Source organism: Sulfurimonas sp. HSL1-2, from assembly GCF_039645565.1.
Taxonomy (GTDB): domain Bacteria; phylum Campylobacterota; class Campylobacteria; order Campylobacterales; family Sulfurimonadaceae; genus Thiomicrolovo; species Thiomicrolovo zhangzhouensis.
This window is the reverse complement of the sequence record NZ_CP147914.1, coordinates 1,062,778-1,086,084: the sequence shown is the minus strand read 5'-3', so window position 1 is coordinate 1,086,084 and position 23,307 is coordinate 1,062,778. Positions and strand designations below refer to the sequence as shown.

Annotated in this window: 22 protein-coding genes; 3 read left to right on the top strand and 19 right to left on the bottom strand. The window is 58.7% G+C overall.

The genetic code is table 11. The annotated features are described in order from the left end of the window. Positions 1-3: 3 nt before the first annotated feature. The gene (locus WCX18_RS05535; RefSeq protein WP_345990770.1) at positions 4-279 is read right to left on the bottom strand and encodes a DUF503 domain-containing protein; all 276 of its coding nucleotides are present in this window, start codon (positions 277-279) and stop codon (positions 4-6) included. Positions 280-411: 132 nt separating this feature from the next. Here WCX18_RS05535 and WCX18_RS05530 point away from each other — a divergent pair, with 132 nt between their 5' ends. Continuing rightward, positions 412-555: a hypothetical protein gene (locus WCX18_RS05530; RefSeq protein ID WP_345990435.1), complete on the top strand. Its 144-nt coding sequence runs from the start codon at positions 412-414 to the stop codon at positions 553-555. Between the two features lie 63 nt (positions 556-618). Further along, entirely contained in the window at positions 619-1,449 is an 831-nt protein-coding gene (locus WCX18_RS05525) for an SDR family NAD(P)-dependent oxidoreductase (RefSeq protein WP_345990433.1), read from the top strand. On the opposite strand, the gene WCX18_RS05520 is transcribed toward WCX18_RS05525, so the two are convergent. The 14 genes from WCX18_RS05520 to gltB all read right to left on the bottom strand — a co-directional run bounded on the left by WCX18_RS05520 (position 1,432) and on the right by gltB (position 19,701). Further along, the gene (locus tag WCX18_RS05520; RefSeq protein ID WP_345990431.1) at positions 1,432-2,208 is read right to left on the bottom strand and encodes a patatin-like phospholipase family protein; all 777 of its coding nucleotides are present in this window, start codon (positions 2,206-2,208) and stop codon (positions 1,432-1,434) included. The two genes, WCX18_RS05525 and WCX18_RS05520, sit on opposite strands and share 18 nt — an antisense overlap. Positions 2,209-2,256: 48 nt before the next feature. Further along, positions 2,257-5,079, bottom strand: a complete 2,823-nt coding sequence (uvrA, locus tag WCX18_RS05515) for an excinuclease ABC subunit UvrA (RefSeq protein ID WP_345990429.1) — start codon at positions 5,077-5,079, stop codon at positions 2,257-2,259. After that, positions 5,072-5,824, bottom strand: a complete 753-nt coding sequence (locus tag WCX18_RS05510; protein WP_345990427.1) for a sulfite exporter TauE/SafE family protein — start codon at positions 5,822-5,824, stop codon at positions 5,072-5,074. The genes uvrA and WCX18_RS05510 overlap by 8 nt, the downstream gene beginning before the upstream one ends. A gap of 128 nt (positions 5,825-5,952) precedes the next feature. Continuing rightward, entirely contained in the window at positions 5,953-7,113 is a 1,161-nt protein-coding gene (locus WCX18_RS05505; protein ID WP_345990426.1) for a DUF302 domain-containing protein, read from the bottom strand. Between the two features lie 110 nt (positions 7,114-7,223). Continuing rightward, entirely contained in the window at positions 7,224-8,465 is a 1,242-nt protein-coding gene (locus tag WCX18_RS05500) for a HAMP domain-containing sensor histidine kinase (RefSeq protein ID WP_345990424.1), read from the bottom strand. Then, entirely contained in the window at positions 8,452-9,105 is a 654-nt protein-coding gene (locus tag WCX18_RS05495; RefSeq protein ID WP_345990422.1) for a response regulator transcription factor, read from the bottom strand. The genes WCX18_RS05500 and WCX18_RS05495 overlap by 14 nt, the downstream gene beginning before the upstream one ends. An 80-nt stretch (positions 9,106-9,185) precedes the next feature. Further along, entirely contained in the window at positions 9,186-10,184 is a 999-nt protein-coding gene (dusB, locus tag WCX18_RS05490; RefSeq protein ID WP_345990420.1) for a tRNA dihydrouridine synthase DusB, read from the bottom strand. Between the two features lie 203 nt (positions 10,185-10,387). After that, entirely contained in the window at positions 10,388-11,437 is a 1,050-nt protein-coding gene (locus WCX18_RS05485) for a hypothetical protein (RefSeq protein WP_345990418.1), read from the bottom strand. Between the two features lie 9 nt (positions 11,438-11,446). Beyond that, positions 11,447-11,803, bottom strand: a complete 357-nt coding sequence (gene dksA, locus WCX18_RS05480) for an RNA polymerase-binding protein DksA (protein WP_345990416.1) — start codon at positions 11,801-11,803, stop codon at positions 11,447-11,449. A gap of 8 nt (positions 11,804-11,811) precedes the next feature. After that, positions 11,812-12,270, bottom strand: coding sequence for a 23S rRNA (pseudouridine(1915)-N(3))-methyltransferase RlmH (locus WCX18_RS05475; protein WP_345990415.1), 459 nt, complete (start codon positions 12,268-12,270; stop codon positions 11,812-11,814). Further along, positions 12,261-12,884 carry a thiamine phosphate synthase gene (locus WCX18_RS05470; RefSeq protein WP_345990414.1) on the bottom strand — a complete coding sequence of 208 codons (624 nt, stop codon included), beginning with the start codon at positions 12,882-12,884 and terminating at the stop codon, positions 12,261-12,263. Before WCX18_RS05470 ends, WCX18_RS05475 begins: the two co-directional genes overlap by 10 nt. Beyond that, complete coding sequence (accD, locus tag WCX18_RS05465) at positions 12,871-13,734, bottom strand: acetyl-CoA carboxylase, carboxyltransferase subunit beta (RefSeq protein WP_345990412.1); 864 nt, start codon at positions 13,732-13,734, stop codon at positions 12,871-12,873. Before accD ends, WCX18_RS05470 begins: the two co-directional genes overlap by 14 nt. A gap of 121 nt (positions 13,735-13,855) precedes the next feature. Continuing rightward, positions 13,856-15,238, bottom strand: coding sequence for a glutamate synthase subunit beta (locus WCX18_RS05460; protein WP_345990410.1), 1,383 nt, complete (start codon positions 15,236-15,238; stop codon positions 13,856-13,858). Positions 15,239-15,240: 2 nt separating this feature from the next. After that, positions 15,241-19,701, bottom strand: coding sequence for a glutamate synthase large subunit (gene gltB / locus WCX18_RS05455; RefSeq protein ID WP_345990408.1), 4,461 nt, complete (start codon positions 19,699-19,701; stop codon positions 15,241-15,243). Between the two features lie 133 nt (positions 19,702-19,834). Between gltB and recO the strand changes: the two genes are divergently transcribed. Further along, positions 19,835-20,455, top strand: coding sequence for a recombination protein RecO (gene recO / locus WCX18_RS05450; RefSeq protein ID WP_345990406.1), 621 nt, complete (start codon positions 19,835-19,837; stop codon positions 20,453-20,455). Here recO and WCX18_RS05445 read toward each other — a convergent pair. The 4 genes from WCX18_RS05445 to trmA all read right to left on the bottom strand — a co-directional run bounded on the left by WCX18_RS05445 (position 20,452) and on the right by trmA (position 23,306). Further along, complete coding sequence (locus WCX18_RS05445; RefSeq protein ID WP_345990404.1) at positions 20,452-21,117, bottom strand: Hpt domain-containing protein; 666 nt, start codon at positions 21,115-21,117, stop codon at positions 20,452-20,454. The two genes, recO and WCX18_RS05445, sit on opposite strands and share 4 nt — an antisense overlap. Before the next feature lie 115 nt (positions 21,118-21,232). Then, positions 21,233-21,637: an Rrf2 family transcriptional regulator gene (locus WCX18_RS05440; protein WP_345990402.1), complete on the bottom strand. Its 405-nt coding sequence runs from the start codon at positions 21,635-21,637 to the stop codon at positions 21,233-21,235. Next, the gene (locus WCX18_RS05435) at positions 21,637-22,074 is read right to left on the bottom strand and encodes a DUF4395 family protein (protein WP_345990401.1); all 438 of its coding nucleotides are present in this window, start codon (positions 22,072-22,074) and stop codon (positions 21,637-21,639) included. Before WCX18_RS05435 ends, WCX18_RS05440 begins: the two co-directional genes overlap by 1 nt. A 122-nt stretch (positions 22,075-22,196) precedes the next feature. Next, positions 22,197-23,306, bottom strand: coding sequence for a tRNA (uridine(54)-C5)-methyltransferase TrmA (trmA, locus tag WCX18_RS05430; RefSeq protein ID WP_345990399.1), 1,110 nt, complete (start codon positions 23,304-23,306; stop codon positions 22,197-22,199). Position 23,307 lies beyond the last annotated feature (1 nt).

The window sequence follows — 23,307 nt, the reverse complement described above, 5'->3', positions numbered from 1 at the left end:
GTTCTAAATCTCTTCATACTCCAGGGTGTAGTGAAGCTCGGGGAAGTGGCGCTCGAGCATCTGTTCAATGGCGTCGCGGTACTGGGCCGCAGTCCGGGCTGTCGGCGAGAGGAAAATGAGTGCGATGTCGGCCTCTTTCGGGTATTCGCCGCTGATGTCCATCACGGAGACGTTGAAGGCTTTCAGCCGCTCCTTGATGCCGTTTACGATGCTGCGCCGCCCTTTGAGGGAGTGCGCATAGGGGAGTTCAAAATGAAGATCACAGTGGCAGATAAGCATTATCACCTTTTTGTATATTCGTAAATTTGAACAAATTTTGTGCGCAAATAGTAACATTATTTTAATACGGCTGCGCTAGAATCCCGCAATATGGATCGAAAATGAGAAAATGATCCCTTCCAGAGGAAAAAGATGAAAGCGTTCAAAAAGAGGGTCTGCCCCCAATGCGGTTCGGAACACGCCAAACGGATCAAACGTACGTTTGTCGAAAAATACCTGCGTTTCAAAAAAAGAAAATACGAGTGCTACGACTGCCACTCTATCTACTACACCTGACTCTATCTTAATTCCCCTTCCCGCCATGCACTCCCTTTTACGGAGGCTGGCTATAATGGCGCCATGAAAAAATCGATCCTTATCACCGGCTGTTCCAGCGGCATCGGCCATGAAACGGCCCTGGCGCTTTTCAGAGCGGGTTACGACGTCTTTGCCACGGCGCGCCGCCCCGACGATGTCCTCCGGCTTATCGGAGAGGGGCTCAACGCCCACCAGCTCGACGTCACCGACCCCGACAGTATCGACGCGGCCCTGAAGTGGGTGCTGGAGCAGACGGGCGGTACCCTCTATGCCCTCTTCAACAACGCCGGGTACGGCCAGCCCGGCGCCCTCGAGGACGTACCGACGTTCGCCCTGCGCGAACAGTTCGAGACGAACGTCCTGGGACTCCACGAACTGACCCGCCGCGTCATCCCCATCATGCTCAAGCAGGGGTACGGGCGCATCCTGCAGCACAGTTCCGTACTGGGGCTCGTCTCACTGCGTTTCCGCGGGGCGTACAACGCCAGCAAATACGCCATCGAGGGGCTCTGCGACACCCTGCGCCTGGAGCTGGAGGGTACGGGCGTCCACGTCGTCACTCTCAACACGGGGCCGATCCGCTCAAAGTTCCGCGACAACGCCATCAAGATGTTCGAGAAGAATGTCGACACGGCGCAGAGCCGTTTTGCGGAGGTGTACGGTGAGGAAGTCTACAAGCGCAAGCAGAAAAAAGAGGAGAAGGACCGCTTCACCCGCGATGCGGACGCCGTCATCGAAAAAGTCATCAGGGCCCTGGAAGCCAAACGACCCGCCCCGCGCTACCACATTACCGGGGCGACACAGCTGCTGGCCCTGTTCAAACGCCTCCTCCCCACCCGGGGACTTGACGCCCTGCTACGCAAGATCCAGTAACCCCTTTTCCAGCGCAACTTCCGCCTCCCGCCGGCCCGCGTCAAAGGCCTCGTCGAGTTTCGTGGTGTCGAAGATGTTCATCGCCGCACACCCCTGTACTTCCAAATAGGCATCGGCAAAATGCTTTGATGCCTCGACGTTCGCCGCCATCATCAGAATGAGGGCACGGTAGGTCGTCTGCATGACGTTTTTCGGCTCCTGCGGCAAAATGGCGTTGACGTTGATGCCCAGGATGGGCAGACCCAAATCTTTGAGTGCGCGCACCGGCATATTGTCCATGAAGCCGCCGTCGCCCAGGCGCATCCCCCCGTAAGATACCGGGGCGAAAAAGGGGATGAGCGACGAGGAGGCCGCGGCCAGTTTGGCAACGGGGCCGCGGTCGAAATAGCGGATCGTTCCGGCCGTCAGGTCCGTCGCGGCGATGATGCAGGGAATTTGGAGTGCTTCGAGATCGGTCACTGAGAGGTGATGGGAAAGCAGCCGTTCGATCCCCTTGAGGGCGAAGACCCCGCCCTGGCGGAAGTGGCGCACAAGGTCGATACGCCGGAGTTCGCGGTAGATCTCCAGGACCTCCCGCGGAGTACGTCCGTCGCAGAGCAATACCCCGGCGAGTGCGCCGCCGCTGCTGCCCGCGATGGCGGCGATTTCATAGCCCTGCTGCTGCAGGACCTCGACGACGCCGAGGTGGGCCACGGCGCGCACGCCGCCGCCCGATAACGCGAGTGCGATCTTCCTGCAGGGCATTTCACTCTCTGCCATTTGCCACCTCCGTCGCTTTCATGCTGCGGCTATCGTAACACGTTATCTTTAACGCTTGGTCCCTTCCAGTTCCTTTTTCAGGTACTCGCCCGTGTAGCTTCCGGTATCGTCGGCCCTTGCTGCCACCGTTTCCGGATCGCCGACGGCGATGATGCGGCCGCCCTTGCTGCCCCCCTCGGGGCCCATATCGAGGATGTAGTCGGCGTTCTTGACCATGTCGAGGTTGTGCTCGATGACGAGCACGGAGTTCCCCAGCTCGACGAGGTGGTGCAGCACCTGCGTGAGGCGGTCGACGTCGGCAAAGTGGAGTCCCGTCGTCGGTTCGTCGAGGATGTAGAGGGTGTTGCCCGTATCTTTGCGGCTGAGCTCCTTGGAGAGCTTGATGCGCTGCGCCTCCCCGCCCGAGAGGGTGACGGCGTTCTGCCCCAGGGTGATATAGCCCAGCCCCACGTCATGCAGCGTCTTGAGGATCGCCTTGATCTTCGGGATGGCGTCGAAGAAGGTCAGCGCCTCCTGGACGCTCATGTTGAGGACGTCGGCGATGGACTTGCCCTTGTACTCGATCTCCAGCGTCTGCGGGTTGTAGCGGCTGCCGTGACAGGCGTCGCATTTGACCATGATGTCGGGGAGGAAGTGCATCTCGATCTTGAGCTCCCCTTCCCCCTGGCACTTCTCGCAGCGGCCGCCCTTGACGTTGAAGCTGTAGCGGCTGGCCGTATAGCCGCGGATCTGGGAGAGTTTCGTTTTCGCAAAGAGGTTGCGGATCTCGTCCATGAGGCCCGTATAGGTTGCCGGGTTCGAGCGCGGGGTACGGCCGATGGGGCTCTGGTCGAGGTAGATCACCTTGTCGAGCTGCTCCAGCCCCGTGATCTCGACGCCGGCGACGGTGTGGACCTTGCGCGCGCGGTTGAGAAGCTCCCTCGCTGTCGGCAGCAGGGTCTGCAGGATGAGCGAGCTCTTGCCGCTGCCGCTCACCCCGGTGACGCAGACGAGGTTCTGCAGCGGGATGCGGGCGGAGAGGTCCACGATGTTGTTGATGGTGACGTTCTTGATCTCGATCCACTCTTTCTGCTCGCGGCGGTAGAAGTACTCGATCTTCTTCTTGCCCGTCATGTAGGCCGCCGTCTCCGTCTTTGCCTTCATGAGCTGGCTGAGGGTCCCCGAGAAGACGACCTCACCGCCGAACTGCCCCGCCCCGGGACCGATGTCGATGATGTAATCGGCATGTTCGATCGTCTCTTTGTCGTGTTCGACGACGATGACCGTGTTGCCCTTCTCCTGCAGGGAGCGCAGGGTGCGGATGAGCTTGAGGGTGTCGCGCTCGTGCAGGCCGATGGAGGGTTCGTCGAGGACGTACATGACCCCCGTCAGGCCGCTGCCGATCTGGCTGGCGATCCGGATACGCTGCGCTTCGCCCCCGCTGATGGTCCGCGCGTCGCGGCTGAGGGTAAGATAGCCCAGGCCGACGTCGAAGAGGAAGAAGAGGCGCTCTTTGATCTCGTTGAGGATGGGCTGGGCGATCATGCTGTCCTGCTCCCCGAGGAAGGCGAAAGTGTCTTCGGCGGTGAACCAGCGGTAGGTATCCTCGATGGGCATCGAGATGACGCCGCTGATCTTCTGGCCCGCCACGTCGACGGCGAGGCTTTCGCGGCGAAGGCGGTGGCCGCCGCAGACGTTGCACACCTTCTCGCTCATGTAATCCTGGATATCCTTCTCGTCCTTGAACATGTCGTAGGCGATGCGGATGATCCCCGGCCAGATCCGCGTGACGGGGTGGTTCTTCCACTTGAAGGTCACCTCGTTGATGCTGCCGTGCAAAATAGCCTTTTTCTGGTGCTCCTCGAGGTCGCGGAACGGGACGGTGATGTCGATCCCCTCGGTCTCGCAGAAGCCTTTGAGGAAGGTGAAGTAGTACCCCTTGTTGAAGCCGTAGACGATCTTGACCGCGCCCTTCTCGATGGAGAGGTCCCCGTCGATGATCTTGTCGTGGTCCAGGGCGTAGCGGATGCCGAGCCCGTCGCACTCGGGACAGGCCCCCTTGGGGGAGTTGAAGGAGAAGCTGAGCGGCTCGAGCGGTTCGAAGCTCACCTTGCAGTCGAAACAGGCGTTGTGCTCGCTGTAGTGGATGATGTTCGCGGTCAGATCCATCTCGGTATGGTTCATGATCTCGACCTCGACCTCGCCGTAGCTCTCCTTGAGCGCCTTTTCGACGTCCTGGGCGATGCGGTCGCGGTTCTCCTCCTTGATGACGACGCGGTCGATCACGACCTTGATGGTGTGCTTCTTCGTCTTGGAGAGTTCGATCTCCTCGTCAAGGCGCACCATGACGCCGTCGACCATCGCCCGTACGAACCCTTTGTGGCGCAGCCCCTCGATCAGGTCGGCGAAGGTCCCCTTCTTCTCGCGGATCAGCGGGGCGAGGATGACGGCCTTGGAGCCTTCGGGGAGCTTCTGCACCTGGTCGATGATGTCCGCGGCGGACATCTGCGAGATCTCCTTGCCGCAGAGGTGGCAGTGCTGCACGCCGATGCGCGCGAAGAGCAGGCGGAGGTAGTCGTAGATCTCCGTGATCGTCCCGACGGTCGAACGGGGGTTCTTCGAGGTCGTCTTCTGGTCGATGGCAATGGCGGGGGTCAGGCCGTCGATCTTGTCGACGTCGGGCTTGCCGATGCGGTCCAGGAACTGGCGGGCGTAGCTGGAGAGGCTCTCGATGTAGCGGCGCTGCCCCTCGGCGTAGAGGGTATCGAAAGCGAGCGTCGATTTGCCCGAACCCGAAAGGCCCGTACAGACGACGAGCTTGTTCTTCGGTACCTCGAGCGAGATATTCTTGAGGTTGTGCTCCCGCGCGCCCGTGATCGTGATCTTATCCATGCTTTACCACCAATCTGTAGAAGAAATAGCCGATGACCACCAGGTAGAAGGCGATCATCAGGAGTTTGTGCTGTTTGACGGGGACGACGTGCTTGAGCCAGATCCCGCCGAAGACACCCGCCATCGATGCGATCCCGATGATGACGCCGTGGTAATAGTCGACGTAGCCCCCTGCCGAGAGGCTCACGAGCCCGGAGATAGAGGAGAAGACGACAAAAAAGAGCCCGGCGGAGATGGCATTTTTGAGCGGCACATGCAAGAAGCCTGCCAGGATGGGGACGAGCAGGATGGAGCCCCCGACCCCGATGGAGATGGAAAAGGCCCCCAGCAGCAGACCGATGACGAAGAGCAGCACCGGATGGACCTTTTTGATCTCCGTCTCATGCTCGACCGTCTTGAAGAAGAGGCGTCCCAGGGCAAAGAGGACGAAGCCCATGAAGATCCACTCGAGCGTCCGCCCCGAAAGCGCGCTGACAATAAACGAGCTCCCCAGCGCACCCACGGCGCCCCCGATGCCGATGGCCAGAACCATCTTCACATCCAGGGTCCCCTTTTTGAGGTTCAGGTAGCTGCCGTAGATGGAGCTGAAGACCATCTGGACGACGGAGATACCGACGGCGCTTTTCATGTCAAAGCCGATAAAGAGCAGTGCCGGGACCAGGATCGTCCCGCCGCCGATGCCGAAAAAGCCCGACAGCGCGCCGACGCCGATACCCAAAAAAACAAGTTCGATAATCTCTGCCATCTGCCGCCCCGTGTGTTGATTCGCGCGATTATACAGGAGGCTCGGTAAAGTGGGGGTTACGTCTGTAAAGGAGTTCGCAGAGCCAATCTGCAGTGAAGCGACGGCAGCGTGCCGCCGGAAGGGGTGCGTTACTGCACCGTCAGGTTGAGGTCGCTTGCCTGAACGGCCGCATCGACGATGAGGCGGAGGTCCCCGAAGACGACTTCGGCCAGCGTACTGTACTCGATGACCTCCGCCTTGGTGATGTCACCGGCGGCGTACGCCCGTTCCACCGCCCCTTCGAACATCGTACCGAACATAAAGCTGGGGTTGAGAAAACTGATGACCATCGTTTTATTCGACTCGTCCGTTTCGTCGATATAGGCCGCGATCTCGCACGGCAGCGCCGTGATGTACTCGTTGCCGAGCTTCGTTGCCTTCGTCGCGTATTTCGGCGAACACGCCTCGACGACCTGGACCCCGGGGATGGCCAGCGGTTCCGGACGGCCGCTGCGCCAGGCGGAGCCGCTGGAGAGGCCAGGGACGTTCAGGTCGGCCGTGGCGACGTCGGTTCCCAGTTTGGCGATGATCTCGGAGGCCAGCGTGCGGTCGTCCCCCGGAACAAATGCGGCGCCGTCCTTGCGCTCGTATCTGTAGACGAGGTACGGCGTCGTGAAGGAGAGCTCCTCCATCCCCGTCTTGTCAAAGAGCGGGCCCATTTTCAGGTTTGACTCCGCCGGGCTACGGTCGGCAAGCGCCGCCAGGACGATGCCGCGGATCTCGCTTTTGACATCGGATGCAACCCCTTCGAGTACCCCCTCCGTGTCGTTGATATCCGTAAAGAAGATGGAGAAGATCGCATCGGCGTTGAGCATATCGACGTAGATGTTTTCGCCGTCGCTGTGAACGGAGACTTCGCACGGCAGTGCAGGCCCGTGGTAACGCCCCGTCGCCATCGCCTTGGTCGCATAGGCACTGTTGCAGAGCTCAACGACCCGGCTCTTTCCGCCGATGGCGGGAATGGGCAGCAGGTCGGTCGTATTGTACTCCTCTCCGAGCTTCGGGTTGGCCCCGGCGACGATCCAGTTCGTCGGATAGCCGAGTGCCACACTCTCATCCGTCGTATCGACGTAGGATGCGATCTGATCCGCGACCGCCAGCACATCGGCCCAGGTGCCGGGGATGACCGCGACACGCTCGTAGGGGGTGATCGTCTCCGTAGTGTTTTCATCCGAACCGCAGCCGCTAAAACCCAACGCCAGCAGGGTACCGAGTGCCGCAGGGGCAAGCCATTTTTTACAGGTCAACATTACTTCTCCTTATTTCGTGCTCTCACGAATATAGGGAAAAGTTTAATACGCCGTGATGAAAAAAACATGACGGAATCGCGTTGCTTTTTTCATGATTTTTTCAGACGGGGTCACCCCCGCTCAAGCGGGCACTGCTCCTCCTGCGCATCAAAGGTGATCACGGTCGTGAAAGTGCCGTTGTGCAGACGGGTCTCGTAGCGGTAGCCGAGCTTGTCGGAGAGCCGGTCGATCATCCTCGAACCGATGTGCGAACTAAAAAGCGTCTCGTCGCTCTTGGAACCGACCTCGTTGACGATCTCGAGGCGCCGGCGCGCGGGATCGACGGTCGTACGGATCACGGAGTGGTTCTTCGTATGCATGAAGATGTTCTCGAAGACGGCCTGCATCACCTTCTGCATCGCCGCTTTGTGGATACGGAGGGTGAAATCCTGCTCGAAATTCGAGACCATGGTCAGCCCCTTCTTTTCCAGAATCGGCTGGAAGGCCTGCTGCATCGCTCTACACTGCTCCTGCATCGGGACGTCCTCCCTCGCCTCGCGCATATCCCACTCGATCTCTTTGAGAAAGATAAGTTCTTTGAGCTTGCTGCTGATCGTTGCGATATCCGCTTCGCTCTCGCCGACGAAACGCATTTTGGGGTAGGTATCATCCTCGGAAAAGAGGGACAGGCGCGCTTTTAGTACGGCGATGGGGGCTTTGATCTCGTGCGCGGCCTCTTTGAAAATATTCTGTTTCTCCCGGCAGAGCGACCGGTTCGCATGCTGCAGGTCGATGATCGCGTTTTTGAGCTCGTTCACTTCCGCCGAACCGCTGCAGACCGGGGACTCCTGCTCATCCACGGCACTCATGCGGCAGTAACGCACCAGGCAGCGCAGCGGATGGAGCAGACGCGTCAGGAAGAGCGAGAAGACCAGCACGAACAGCAGCAGGATCGCCCCGAACACGGCGGCAAGGTGCAGCGCGAGATCACGGGTCTTCTGTTCAATCCGCAGGGTATTCGAATGGACTTTCAGGTAGCGCCCGTCAGGCAGCACGGCAATAATAGACACCTCTTCTGCCGACGGCATACTGTCGCCGATGTCGAAGGTCAGATCATCGAAGAGGGCGACAAAGGGCGCGCTGTGATACGCTTCGATCAGGTGGAAATTCTGCCGTATTGATGAGGCATCATTCGCGTAGAGCCGGTGGCGCACCACATCCTCTGCAAGGACTTTCAGCGAAAGACGGAGGTTGCTTTTGAGCTCCGCATGGTAACGGTAGACGACATAACTCCCCAGCAGCGAAAAGGTGACGATGCTGCTGAGCAGGAAAAAGGAGATCACCAGCTGCTGCAGGCTCTTAGGCCTTTTCAATCACGTACCCCCGCGTTTTGACGGTCTTGATGATCCCTTCGGGCAGTTTTTTGCGGAGATTCTTCACCGTCACGTCGATCGTGTTGGAGGCGATATTCTGCGGATTGATATAGAGAGCGTCGAGCAGTTCATCCTTGGAGATGATCTGCCCCTGCTTTGAGAGCAGGTAGAAGAAGAGATCGTTCTCCTTGCGGCTGAGCATGATCTCCTCCTCCGCACACCGCACCGAGCGCCCCAGCGTGTCGCATGTGAGCCCGCTCACTTCGACGCTGGGCACTCCCTGGTTGCGGCGGGCCAGGGCGTGGATGCGCGCCAGCAGCTCCGCGTTGTCGAAGGGTTTGTCGAGGTAGTCGTCCGCGCCGAGGTTGAGGCCCGCGATCTTGTCCGCGATCGTGTCGTAGGCGCTGATGACGATCACCCCCGTCTCGCTGCTGCGTTGCTTGATCTTTTCGATCAGGGACATGCCGACGTCGACGCCGTTGATGTTGCGGTCAAGCAGGACGACACTGTACCGGTAGCGCTCTATGTAGGCTACGGCTTCGCCCAGGTCGGTAACGACGTCGATACGGAAATGGCGGGAAAGGTAACCGCCGACCAGTTCGGCCAGGACGGTATCGTCTTCGAGCATCAGAATACGCATGGCGGTTCTCCTCACGTTTGCGGTGAGTGTAGCATGCAAGTGTTAGCGGAATGTTAGGGGGAAGGACGGCAGCGCGCCGCTTATTCGTAGGCGCAGGCGATCGGGGCCGTCTCCGTCGCCTCGCCGACATAGCGGCTCTCTTTGAAGAAGCCGTCGATGAGGCTCCTGAACGCCGCGACGTCATCGATGCGGTTCACGCCGTCGCGCAGGGCGGAGGCACCGGCATACCCCTTGGAGTAGGTGTGGATATGCTTTCGAAACATCGGCACGCCGCGCGGCCCGTAGAACTCGATCATCCGGTCGTAATGCTCCATGATGATCTCGTAGCGGATCATCGGGTCGATCGTCGCGCTGCCGGTTTTGAGCTGATGGAAGATCCACGGTGCCCCGACGGCGCCGCGGCCGATCATCACGCCGTCGGCTTTCGTGTGTTCGAGCACCCACTGCGCTTTCTCATAGCTGTCGATATCCCCGTTGGCGATGACTGGGATGGAGACGGCCTGCTTGATCTCGGCAATGGCGTCGTAGTCAACCTCCGCCTTGAACTTGCCGGCACGGGTGCGGCCATGCACGGCCAGGAAGTCCGCTCCGCTCTCCTCGACCAGTTTCGCGATCTCGAGGTGGTTCTTCTCCGCGAAGCCCAGCCTGATTTTGACGGAGGTGAGCGGCTTGTTCGACGTCTGCTTTATCGTCTCGATGATGCGGCCCATCTGCGGCAGGTCCTTGAGCAGGGAGCTGCCCGACCCGTGGCTGACGACCTTGGGGACGGGGCAGCCGCAGTTGAGGTCGATGATGTCGATGTCATCCTGTGCGTTAAGGATCTCGACGGCACGGCGGACGATCTCCGTGTCGGCCCCGGCGATCTGGACCGAATAGGGATCCTCGTTGGGGCTGCGCTCGAGCATCTTGAGGGTCTTCTGCGAGCCGTAGGCCAGCGCATTGGAGCTGAGCATCTCGCTGACGGTGAGGTCCGCGCCGAACTTTTTCACGACGCTGCGAAACGGCAGGTCCGTATAGCCCGCCAGGGGCGCGAGGACATATAAAGGTTTGGAAAAATCAAGAATGTCTTTTAAAATCATGCGCGTATTTTAGCGAAAAACTGAAGAGCTGGGAGAGGAAGGTGTCAACCCTAAGCACGGTTCACCTGTGCGCGGGCTCTCCGCCGAGGAGGACTCAGCTTCAGCGTAGGTATCCGGGCTTTCGAGGAAACATCGCTACGCGAGCGGTACCCTTGCTTTGCCCGGGCACCGTGATAGATAAAAAGTAGGTCTCCTAAAGCCTCTCAGGCTTTAGGAGAGTAGTTCTGCAGCATCATGTTCGCGAAACGTTTCACGTCGTAATGCTTGTTGCACGCTTTCAGATCGGCGTAGGCTTTGAAGAGGACATACTCATTCTCAGCGGTCATGTGCAGCAGCTCTTTGGCGCGGTCAACCATTTCGAGGTCGAAGAGCGTAAAGAGGTAGCCGTCGAGCGCTTTCTCGTCATTGTCGGAGAGCAGCTCGCAGACGGCGATGCGCTGCTCGGGGAGCATATGCTCGCCCATGACGACCCCGAGGTAGAGGTAATCCAGCGAAGAGAGCCCCTCGATGCGGGTAATGAAGTCCACGACCGTCGCATTGGGGACGGAGAGGGTGTTCTCCTCCGCATTGATACGGTTGACGATGGACAGCGCCGCTTTGAAGGTCATGAAGGCGCGGTACTTCTCAAGTACATGCAGCGGCGCAAAGACGCTGAGCTGCTCGAAGGCCAGCGCATGGATCGCCGCATCGTAACGCTCCGGTTTGGAGAGGACCGATTCGGCCTCGAGTTTGCCCTCGCTGAGCTGGTTGATCTGATTCTGACGGACCAGCGGATTGTCGCTGGGCAGGTTGAAACGCTTGAGATCAGCGCTCTCGCCCTTCTCGATCGCAAGGATCGCCTGGACGATAGCGGCAAGCTTGGGATGGTCGATACCGTCAAGTTCCGCTTCGGGAAGCATACGCGTATGGTCGGTGATCTCGCCCATCAGTGCATACCGCTCCGTTTTGAACACGTGCTGGCGCGCCTCTTTCTGCAAGAAGGCATCCGCCACCGCGTCGAGCAGGTGGGCATAATCCTTCTCATACTTGCGCAGGCGCACGCTTCCGACGACGGAGTAGAAGAGCATGTGGACGAGGGTCCCGGCATACAGCAGCAGCATCGCCAGCGCCACCCAGACGGCGGCCGGGAGTGAAGGGAGCATAATGCCCATCAGCTCGATGTGGATGCTCTCTTTTGAGACGAACCCGTAGACAAACCAGCCGATCACGAAGATCAGCAGCAGTGCGGCGATACTGTAGCGTTTAATATACATGCGTCCCCCTTACTTTGCGTTGTTCTTCTCGGCAATCTCCCTGCAGTCAATGCAAAAACGCGCATGCGGCTTTACTTTGAGACGCGCAAAACTGATTGGCTCTTCGCACATTTCGCAGATACCGTAGGTGCCGGCAGTGATCTTGCTCAGCGCCAGTTCGATCTCGAGCAGTTCCGTTCCCTGCTGGGTCCCGATCGCGGTATCGACCATGTTTTCGTTACTGATGGCGGCGTAATCGCCCTCATCATTCATCTCAATCTCACTCAGACCGTTCAGTTCCGCCTCGACGCCGGAAATATTCTTCATGATCTGCGCTTTGCGGGCACGCAGGATCTCCTCGAAATATGAGAGTTCACTGTTTTGCACGGGTGTCCTTATTTGTGGTAGGGGTGGTTGTTCAGGATCGTAAATCCGCGGTAGATCTGTTCCAGCAGAACCGCCTTGGCGATCTTGTGGCTCATCGTCAGCGGCGACAGGCTGATCACCTTGTCGCAACGCCGAAGAAACGCGTCTTCGAAACCGAACGCCCCTCCGATATAAAATTGCACCGACATTTTATCACTAAGGAGCTTACTGAATTCGAAACTGTCGATTATTTTTCCATCAGGATGCAACGCAATCGAATATCCTCGGTTCAAAAAGGGTTCAAGGCTCTCCGTATAGGCCTGTTTTGCGGCCTCTTCGCCGATAGTGTGTGCTTTGGTGACGTTTTTGCCGAAAATTTCGACGTCATTGACGTTGGCAAAACGCGAGCTCATCTTTATAAGTTCTTTGTATAAAGGGTCGTAGATCGACCGCTCTTTCTTCGCAATGGAGTAGAGGGTCACTTCCATCGTAAAGCCTCCCGCACGATCGCGCTGCCCATCACCCGCATCCGCGCGTGGGCAAAGCGGTCGTCGAGCCCTACCCCGCCGATGGCTGCTACCGGGTGGACGGAGGCGGCCGCCAGCATGTCCAGGTCTTCGCCCAGGACCGCCGCGTCCGTCTTGGTCCCCGTCGCCCTGAAGGCTCCCAGCCCGATGTAATCGATCCCGAGCCCGTTGGCCGCCGCGATCTCTTCGGCGTTATGGGTAGAGAGACCGATGATACTCGCATCGCCTACTTCCTTACGCAGGGCAGCGCACGCCGCGGCCGCATCCGCCCCGAAACGGCGCAGATCGTCCTGGCCCACATGGACCCCGTCGCACAACGCATGAAGCTGCCAGCGGTCGTTGATGATCAGCACCCCGTCCCAAAGACCCCGGAGCTGTGCCAGGTTCGCTTTGACCGTCTCGGCATCGGCATCCTTGTTACGGTACTGGATCACGGCGACATCCAGGCGAAGGCAGGCGTCAACATAGGGTTCCAGGGCAAGGGTGTGGGCGTCGAGCAACGCCTGGTCGCACAGGGCATAGATGGCGTTGGAAGGGAGGGTGGAAAAAAAAGTCGCTATTTCACTGCGCGTCATGGTCAGCCGAAGCGGGCAGCATCATGCGGATCAGGTCTGCAATCGTCTCTTTAAGCTCGTTGCGGTTGACGACCATATCGATGGAGCCGTGTTCCAGCAGGAACTCCGAACGCTGGAACCCCTCCGGCAGGTCCGAACCGATCGTCTGCTTGATGACGCGCTGGCCGGCAAAACCGATGAGCGAGCCCGGTTCGGCGATGATGATGTCGCCAAGGGTCGCAAAAGACGCGCTGACCCCGCCCATCGTCGGGTCAGTGAGTACGGAGACAAAGGGGAGTTTATGTTCGCCCAGGCGCGCCAGGGCCGCGGAGGTCTTGCTCATCTGCATCAGGGAATAGGTACTCTCCTGCATACGCGCCCCGCCCGAAGCGCTGACGATGACGACGCCCTGCTTCTTTTCGATGGCGCGGTGAATGGCACGGGTGATCTTCTCCCCCTCGACGGAGCCCAGCGATCCCCCCATAAAGGCGAAATCGAAAACGCAGAGCTGCACGTTCACTCCGTTCATCTTGCACTCGCCGCTGACGACGGAGGAGCGGCGGCCCGTCTTCTTTTCCCCCTCTTCGAGGCGCTTGACGTAGCTCTTCTTGTCGACGAACTTCAGCGGGTCGATCGGGGAAAGCTCGGCATCGAACTCGACGAAGCTCCCCTCGTCGGCGAGCAGCGCAATGCGCTTGTCGACGTTGATACGCATGTGGTGCCCGCATTTGGGACAGACGTAGTTCTGGTTCTCAACCTCTTTGTAGTACATCAGGGAGTTGCATGAGGGGCATTTGACCCAGTGTGCCGGTGCCTCGCTCTTGGTAGGCTGCTGTCGGGACGTGCCGCCGAAAAGGTTGAAAAGATTCATCACGTATCCTTCGGGGTTCGGAAATAGTTTTGATTGATTGGGGGAATTGTAGCGAAAAAGTGCCCAGACTTCCCCTAAACGCTCAGGGGAAGCGGCATGAAAACGGCGCCGAAAAGCGCAATTATTTCAGCAGGCTTCTGACGATGGAACGTGCCGCTTCACGGCCGTCGTAGACGGCGTTGACGACGAGGTCTGCCCCGCGGTAGCAGTCGCCGCCGGCATAAATGCCCGCCGTGGAAGTCTGGTGGTTTTCGTCGATGACGATACCGCCCCAGGCGTTGGTCTCGATACCGTTCTCCGCCAGGAAAGAGGGAACCGACGGATCGAAACCGAGGGCGAGGATGACGACGTCGGCGTTGACCGTAAAGTCGCTGCCTTTGACCTCTTCCATGCGCTGGCGACCGCTCTCGTCTTTGGCGCCCAGGACGGTTTTCACCATCTCGACGCCGACGGCGCGGCCGTTTTCATCCACGAGGATCTGCTTCGGTGAGGCCTGGAACTGGAAGTCCACCCCCTCTTCCATCGCGTTTTTATACTCTTTCTGGCTGCCCGGCATGTTGTAGGCGTCACGGCGGTAGAGGCACTTGACGCTGCGTGCGCCCTCGCGCTTGGCCGTACGGACACAGTCCATCGCCGTATCCCCGCCCCCGATGACAACGACGTCGAGATCTTTGAACTCGAACTGTTTGTCATAGGCGCGTTTGAAGTTCTTCTTCTGGATCGCGGTGAGGTACTGCATCGCCATATAGACGTTCGGGGCCTTCTCGCCGGTGATGCGCGCGGTTTTGCCCTTCGTCGCGCCGATGCCGACAAAGATGGCGTCGTGACCGTCAACGATCTCTTCGAAGGTCACGTCTTTGCCGACTTCGCAGTTCAGGACGAGTGTCATCCCCGCCTCTTCGAGCAGCTTCACGCGGCGGTCGACGATCTTCTTGTCAAGCTTGAAGTTCGGGATCCCGTAGGTCATCAGCCCGCCGGCACGGTCGGCACGTTCGTACATCGTGACGGCGATCCCGGAGCGCAGCAGGTAGGTAGCAGCCGAAAGGCCGGCAGGGCCGGAACCGATGATCGCCACTTTCTTGTCCGTCGTAATCCCCGGGAACTGGGGTTTCAGGCCGGCCTTGAAGCCTTCCTCGTTGATAAACGCCTCGACCGCACCGATCGTAATGGCGCCGTGACCGTCATTGAGGGTACAGTCACCTTCGCACAGGCGGTCCTGCGGACAGACGCGCCCCATGACCTCCGGGAACGGCGACGGCTCGTTGGAGAGTTTGAAGGCAAACTCCAGGTCGTTTTCCGCGACGGCTTTGAGCCACTGCGGAATATAGTTGTGCAGCGGGCACTTGTTCAGACAGTAGGGGTCCCCGCACTGGACACAGCGGTCGCTCTGCGCGCCGGCCTCATTTTTGGAAAATACTTCGTAGATCTCTTTAAAGTCTTTGACACGGTCGACAACCAGGCGTTTACTGGGATCGATCCGGCCGATGGTCAAAAATTCTCTCATTTTTAGTCTCCCTTTTCCTGGTTGAGCGGCAGCTTGGTCAGGTTTTTCGGACGAACAAGCCAGAAGTTGCGGATCTCCGTACGGAAGTTCTCCAGGATCACACGCGCTTTCGAACTGCCCGTTTCGTTGATATAGTCTTTGAGGAGGCGCTTCAGGTAATGGCGGGCCTCGTCGCCGTCGTCGGTATCGATGCGGATCGCTTCGACGAGTTCACGGTTGACGTTCTCGATGAAGTTGTGGTCCTCGTCGAAGACAAAGGCGATCCCGCCCGTCATACCCGCACCGAAGTTGACACCGGTCTTGCCGAGGATAACGACGATACCGCCGGTCATGTATTCACACGGGCTGTCACCGGTCCCTTCGACGATCGCGAGCGCACCGGAGTTACGGACCGCGAAACGTTCGCCGACGGCGGCATTGACGTAGAGCTTACCGCCCGTCGCACCGTACAGACAGGTGTTACCGCCGCCGCTGAAGTTACCGCCTTCATGGGCGGACTTGATGACGATTTTTCCGCCGTGCATCCCTTTACCGATGTAGTCGTTCGCCACGCCTTCAAGGGTCAGGTTGACGCCGTTGATCAGGAAGGCACCGAACGCCTGTCCCGCCACCCCTTTGAGGCGGATGTCGATCGTACCGTCCGCGAGGCCGGCGTCGCCGTAATAACGGGCGACTTCACCGGAAACACGGGCACCGAAGCTGCGGTTGAGGTTGCAGATATCGCGGACGACGCGGACCGGGTGTTCCGGATGCTTGATCGCGCTGCGGACCTCCTCGAGGACCTCTTTTTCAAAGGCGTTGTCGTCGAACGGCTCGTTGGATGCCACCTGGCAGGTATCGACACCCGGTTCGCGGTGCAGGACGTTGCCGAAGTCGAACTTCTTCGCGAACTCGTCGTCGATCACTTTGAGCAGGTCGCTGCGGCCGATGAGCTCGTCGAGTTTCTTGTACCCCATCTGCGCCATGTATCCGCGGATATCCTCGGCCAGCAGTTTGAAGTAGTTGACGATCTGCGCCACGGTACCTTTATAGTACTCTTTGCGCAGTTTCTCGTTCTGCGTCGCGATCCCGACGGAACATTTGTTGACGTGGCAGATCCGCAGCATTTTACAGCCGACAATCGCCAGGACACCTGTACCGAAAGCATAGGATTCCGCCCCGAGCAGCGCCGCTTTGATAACGTCGAGTCCGGTCTTGAGCCCGCCGTCCGTCTGGACGTGGACCATCTTGCGCAGGTCGTTGGCTTTGAGCGCGTTGTGCGCTTCGGAGAGGCCGAGCTCCCACGGGTTACCGGCAAACTTGATCGAGGTGAGCGGTGCCGCCCCGGTACCGCCGTCGCCGCCGGAGATGATGATCTTGTCGGCATAGGCCTTGGCAACGCCCGCGGCGATTGTACCGACACCCGCCGTAGAGACGAGCTTGACGGAGATCTTCGCGTCCGGGTTGACCTGTTTGAGGTCATAGATGAGCTGCGCCAGGTCCTCGATAGAGTAGATATCGTGGTGCGGCGGCGGCGAGATCAGGGTGACACCCGGTACGGTGTGGCGCAGGCGTGCGATAAGTGCCGAAACCTTGTGGCCCGGCAGCTGACCGCCCTCGCCCGGTTTCGCCCCCTGGGCAACCTTGATCTGGATCTCTTCGGCCGAACGCAGGTAGGCCGGCGTGACGCCGAAGCGGCCCGATGCGACCTGCTTGATCTTGGAGTTGAGCACGGTTTTGAAACGCGCAGCGTCCTCCCCGCCTTCCCCGGAGTTGGACTGCCCGCCGATGGTGTTCATCGCCTCGGCGATACACTGGTGCGCCTCGGGGGAGATGGAGCCGAGGCTCATCGCCGCGGAGCTGAAGCGCTTTGTGATCGCTTCGGCCGATTCGACCTCGCTGATGTCGATAGGCGCGCGGTCGGATTTGAGTTCGAAGAAGTCGCGGATGAATTTCTGGCCGCGGGTATTGATGACGTTTTTGAGGCGTTCGAAATCCTTCGGATCGCCCGACTTGCTCAGTGCGTGGATGGCATGGATGACCTGCGGACCGAAGTCATGGTACTCCTGCCCGTTGTAGAACTTGTAGAAGCCCCCGATCTTGAGCGGGAAGATGCTGTTGAAACCGAGATCGTCATACGCCTCTTCATGCGCTTTTTTCAGGCGGGCATCGATATCTTCATAGCCCAGACCCGGTACAAGGCAGTGTGAATCGCCGAAACAGTCGTCGACAATCTCGCGGCTCAGCCCCAGGATATCGAAGAGGCCGGAGTTGCGATACGACGCAATCGTAGAGATCCCCATTTTGGACATGATTTTGAGCAGGCCGGCGTTCAGGGCGCCGTGAACGGACTTGAGCGCTTCACTGCAGGGGATATCCGAGAGCGGCTTGCTTGTCTCGACCATATTCACGGCGGTGGTGAAGAGCAGCTCCGGGAAGACTGCGCTGGCCCCGTAGGCGATCAGCGTTGCCGCACCGTGGGAGTCGATCACCTCCGAAGAGACGGCAACCAGGGAGACCAGGTGACGGACACCGGCTTCGAGCAGGGCGCTGTTGAGGCGCCCGATGGCCATCAGCATCGGAATGGTACGGTGGGTGGCATCCAGACCGCTGTCTTCAAGGATGACGATCCGTACCCCATCCTTCTTGACCGCTTTCGTGACGGTTTTCACCAGCGCCTCGAGGGCCGGTTTCAACTCGCCTTCGAAGGCCGTTGAGAAGGTTGCATTCTTATAGAACGGCTGGAAACGCGGCGAATTTTCATTACCGTAGGATTTGAGGACCTCGAGTTTCTCAAAGGTAATGATCGGCGAAATCGCCTTGAGGCGGTGCGCATGCGACGGCAGTTCGTCGAGGATGTTGTGCGTCTCACCGAAACCGGTGTTGAGGCTCATGACCACTTTCTCCCGGATCGGGTCGATCGGCGGGTTCGTGACCTGGGCGAACTTCTGCTTGAAGTAGTCGCTGAAATTGCGCTGCTTGTTGCTGAAAGCCGCCAACGGCGTGTCATCCCCCATGGAGCCGACCGCTTCCTTGCCGTCGCGGATCATCGGCTCGATCACCTGCTCGATCACCTCTTCGGTAATATTGAAGTAGCGCTGGCGGCTGACCAGGCTCTCCTTGTCAAGAACGCAGTGCGCACTGTACTGCTCTTCGACATGCTCCTGCAGGTAGACCATATGCTCGTTGAGCCACTTCATATAGGGCTGTGAGGCCTTGAGGTAGTCATTGATCTCCGCGTTCTTGAGAACCTTACCGAATTTGAGGTCAAGACCGATCATTTCGCCCGACTGCAGACGGCCGCGCTCTTTGATGTTCTCTTCAGCCAGGTCGATGACACCGTATTCGCTGGTGATGAGCAGGGTATCGTCATGGGTGATGATGTACTTGGAGGGGCGCAGGCCGTTACGGTCGAGGACACAGCCGATATAGCGCCCGTCGGTCAGCGAGAAGGCCGCCGGACCGTCCCAGGCTTCAAAGACGGTGGAGTGGTACTCGTAGAAGGCGCGCAGATCCGGGTCCATATGCGGCGCGTTCTGCCACGGTGCCGGGATGACGGCGCGGGCCGCTTTGAAGAAGTCCATGCCGTTGGCGATAAGGAATTCGAAGAAGTTGTCGGCACTCGCACTGTCGGATGCACCCGGCTGCAGAATCGGCAGCAGGCGGTCGAGCTCTTTTTTCGTATAGATCTCGCTTTTGATCGATTCGGATTTGACGCGGACGTTGAAACGGTTCGCCTCGACGGAGTTGATCTCACCGTTGTGCGCCACGGCGCGGAACGGCTGGGCCAGGCGCCATTTTGGAAGCGTATTCGTAGAGAAACGCTGATGGAACAGGGAGAAGGAGATCTTGAAATCGGGGTCCTGGAAATCCTTGTAGAACTCCTTGATGTGCGTCGGCATCACCAGGCCCTTGAAGGAGATGACGCGTGAAGACATGGAGGGGATGTAGAAATCCTCGTCGTGTTCCAGGGCGTGTTCCGTCTCTTTGCGGCTCAGGTAGAGCAGCGCATCGAAACGCTGCGTCGCCATGATGGAGTTCGGGACGATAAAGACGTGATAGATGTACGGCTTCGTATCCAGCGCCTGCTGGCCGAGCGCATTGTCGTCCACCGGAACTTCCCGCTTGAGAATGACCTTGAGGTCGTTCTGCGCACAGGTATCGCTGAGGACTTCCAGGTGCTTTTTGACGCGGGTAAAGACGGTCGCGACCGCGTACATTTCAGGGAGTTCCACCCCGTTTTCCATCGCCACTTTGCGCATGAATGCCGTCGGCATGGAGAGGAGCAGTCCGCTCCCGTCCCCGGTTTTGCCGTCTGCGGCGATCGCACCGCGGTGCATCATCCGCTCAAGTGCCGTAATGGCACGCTCGAGCGTCTCATGGGACGCCCGGTTGTCGATATTGGCAATCAGGCCGAAACCGCAGTTGTCTTTAAAAGATCGTAACAGGTCAGAATATTCCACTCGGTTCACCTTTTTAAGCATATATTAAGCACATTTCCCGTATTTAGAAAAATGCCGATTGCTAATATTATACTACAGAACGCTTTAAAGCTTTATTTTGAAAGCCGTTTTTTTATACACTAGTGACAATAAATGATACAGGAAGAAACGCAGGGTGCAAGGATTCATCATTCGACTTCAACGCGTGAAGGACGAAGATCTTATATTGGCCATTTTGACACAGGAACGCTTAGAGACCCTTTACCGGTTTTACGGGGCACGCCACGGGACGATCAATCTCGGGCATATGATCGATTTCGAGATCGAACACTCCCTCAAATCCTCGATCGGCAGGGTCTACGATGTCATCCACCTCGGCTTTCCCTGGCTGCTTGATCCGGCACGGACGCGGCTGTGGCACTACTTCATCTCGCTCTTCTATCCCCATCTGCGCGAATCCGAAGAGACCGGCGGCTTCTATTTCGCGCTGCTCAAAGATGCCGCGGAGCGCTGGGGAACGCAGAATCCCAAACGCGTCGCCGTCGAAGCCTACGCCCGCCTGCTCCGCTATGAAGGGCGAACACCGGACCGAAAACACTGTTTTTTCTGCGAGAACCGTATCCACGACCCTTCCGTCAGCCTGATCCGGGCCTTCCAGTATGCCCATACCGACTGTGCGCACCGCAGCGCCGTCGACAAACATGCCGCGGACGAACTGCTCAAAAACCAGAGCGCCCTCTTTTTGAGTGACGAAGAGATCGACACGCTCTGGACGACACTCCTTGAAGGTCTCTAGGAGGGGAAGGCTTTTTTGAGTTCTGCCAGGTAATAGTGCAGGTTCGCGACGTAGTCGTCGATGGTGTCGGGGTCCGTCCCCTCTTTGACATAGTCGTTGAAATCGGAAAGCAGCGTGGTGATGCCCCCCTCCCCCAGGTTGGACGTCGAGCCTTTGAGCTTATGAAGCACCTCTTCAAGCTGTTCGCTGTCCCGCGCGGTGACGGCAACTTCCAGGTCTGCGATCTCCGCCTCGATCTGGGCGATCAGTTCGCCGGTGAAGCCGTCAGCCTCCTCCTGCGACAATCCGAACTCCGCCATGGCCCGCGCGTTGCTGAAAGGCGGGTAGTGGCGCGGGACAAATGGGGCTGCGGGATGTTCGGATACCACCTTGATCGCCGGGGCCTTTTCAAGGGCTGCCCCGCTCTGCGTTGAAGGGGCTTCCTCACGTGCATCGGTTGTTGCATGCTCTGAACGCAACACCCTGATCCCCACATCCGGTTGGGCACCCTTCATAACCTTGGGTTTCGTTGCAGGTTTCTTTTCTGCATATTTCGCAAGCTCAACCTCATCCCGCATGGACGAAAGATGACGGCGGTTGCGCATCCGGGTCACCACGACAGAGACCAGGCCGACCATCAATCCGACACCGAGGAGGGTCAGCAAAATGGAGAGGTAGGGCATCAGCAATCCTTGAATGCCGCACTCGCGGCAATAATCAACGACTATCATAATATAAAGGGGATCGGCCTCAGCTTAAACGGAAACCATTAGAGAGCGTTACGATCGTTCTTTGTGATCAAATGGAATAGTGATAGGGCTGGTAGAGCTGGTCGATATCGGCAAGTTTCATATCGAACAGTGCCCGGATCTTCTCATTCATGCTGCCCCAAAAGGCCTCAAGGATGACACTGGAACCGACATTCCCTTCCGTCTGGCACAGGGGGCCTTCAAGTGCTTCCAGGATCTCGAGCACCGTGATTTCCGATGCGCGTCCGGCGAGCTGGTACCCGCCTGCCGCACCGCGGATACTCGTGACAAGCCCCGCCCGGCGCAGACCGGAAAGAATCTGTTCAAGGTAACCGTGGGAGATCGACGTCATCGCTGCGATCTCGCGTATCTGCATCGCACGCTGCTGGGGTGCATGCGAAAGCACATGCATCGCAGCAAGGGCGTAGACCCCTTTGGATGAGATTCCCGCCATTATTCCTCCCTGAAGATGAGCCGGTACAGGTAGTAGACCTTGCAGCCGACACAGAAGTTGAAAATCACGTCCATCAGCAGACAGACGACATAGACAGCGGCCACTGCGACCAGCATCGCCTGCAGACCGAAAGAGGCTGCCGCGATCATCAGCAGGACGAACAGGAGTCCGAAATGCCCCGCCACGCTCTTCGCCGCACCGTCAACTTTCTGTGTCGCCAGATGCATAAGACGCTTGAGTGCCGCAGCCAGCTGGTAGAGCGGACTGTACTGCTTGTTGCCGTAAAGACGTACCAACAAGTCCGCCCCGAGCGCATAGAGCCACGGCTGTGCACCCGTCACGAAAAAAAGTGCCACCATCCCCGTCGCCAGCAGGGAAACGATCCGACTGACCGTATTATCAGCCGTAGTGAAATTAATGGGACAAGCCTGCGCCATGCCAATACCTTTTCGGTGCCCGCCTGATGCCATTATGACAGGCTCCTATCATAAAAGTATCACATTCTACTGCCTGCACAGACGCAATGTCAATCATCCATACCTATATACTAAGGATTATCCTAAGCGCGTCTCAACCGCACGCCCATCTCCATATGGTGCGTATACGGGAACTGATCGAACATCGCCATCGCTTCGATACGGTGCGTGCGCGTCAGGTACTCCAGGTCGCGTTTGAGCGTCTCGGGGTTGCAGGAGATGTAGAGTATGTGCTCGTGGCGGGCCGCGAAATCGCATGAGGCCTCGTCCATACCGGCACGGGGCGGGTCGACGAAGATCGTGTCGAGGCGGTAGCTCGGCAGGTCGATTCCCGTCATCCGGTTGAATGCCCTCACCCCGTCAAGGGCCTGGACGAACTCCTCGGCGCTCATGCGCACAAAATCGATGTTATGGACGTCGTTAAGCTCCATGTTCGTTTTCGCCGCATGGATGGAGGATTTGGAGATCTCCGTCGCCAGGACACGCTCGAACCGGGAAGCGAAGGGAATGGTAAAATTCCCCGCCCCGCAGTAAAGCTCCAGCAGGTCGCCTCCGAGCCCCTCAAACTGTCTCAACGCCCATCCGATCATCTGGGCATTGACGCCGGGGTTGGGCTGGGTAAAGCTGTTCTCGATCTGCTTGAAGCGGTAGGTCCTCTCACCGATATCGACAGACTCGATGACGTGATCCTTCCCGACGACCTCTTTCTGCTTCCGGCTGCGGCCGATGATACTGATACCGAAACGTTCAGCCAGCTCTGCCGCCTGCGCCTTCCAGCTCTCGTCAAGTTTGCGGTGGTAGAGCATGGAGACGGCGATGTCCCCGTCGCGGCCGGCGAGGAAATCCATTCCGAAGAGTTTGCGTCCCATCTCGGGAGCGGCGTTGAGCGCATCGAGCAGCGGCCACATCAGGGCCTGGATAGCAGACGTGACCATCGGGCACTCTTCAAGGAGGACGACACCGTCGCGGTCGATGGAGTTCATCGCGTAATGCATGGTGTCGCCGACGTGCCACACCTTGAACTCGGCGCGGGCACGGTACCCCTCCGGTGCGGAGCGTGCGATATCGAACGTCCCCGTATAGAGCGGCGCGAACAGGGCTCTGATCTCTTCTGTTTTCTTGCTCAGCTGCCCCTCATACCCCTCTTCATACCAGCGGCAGCTGCCGCAACGGCCGAAATGCCTACACTCCATG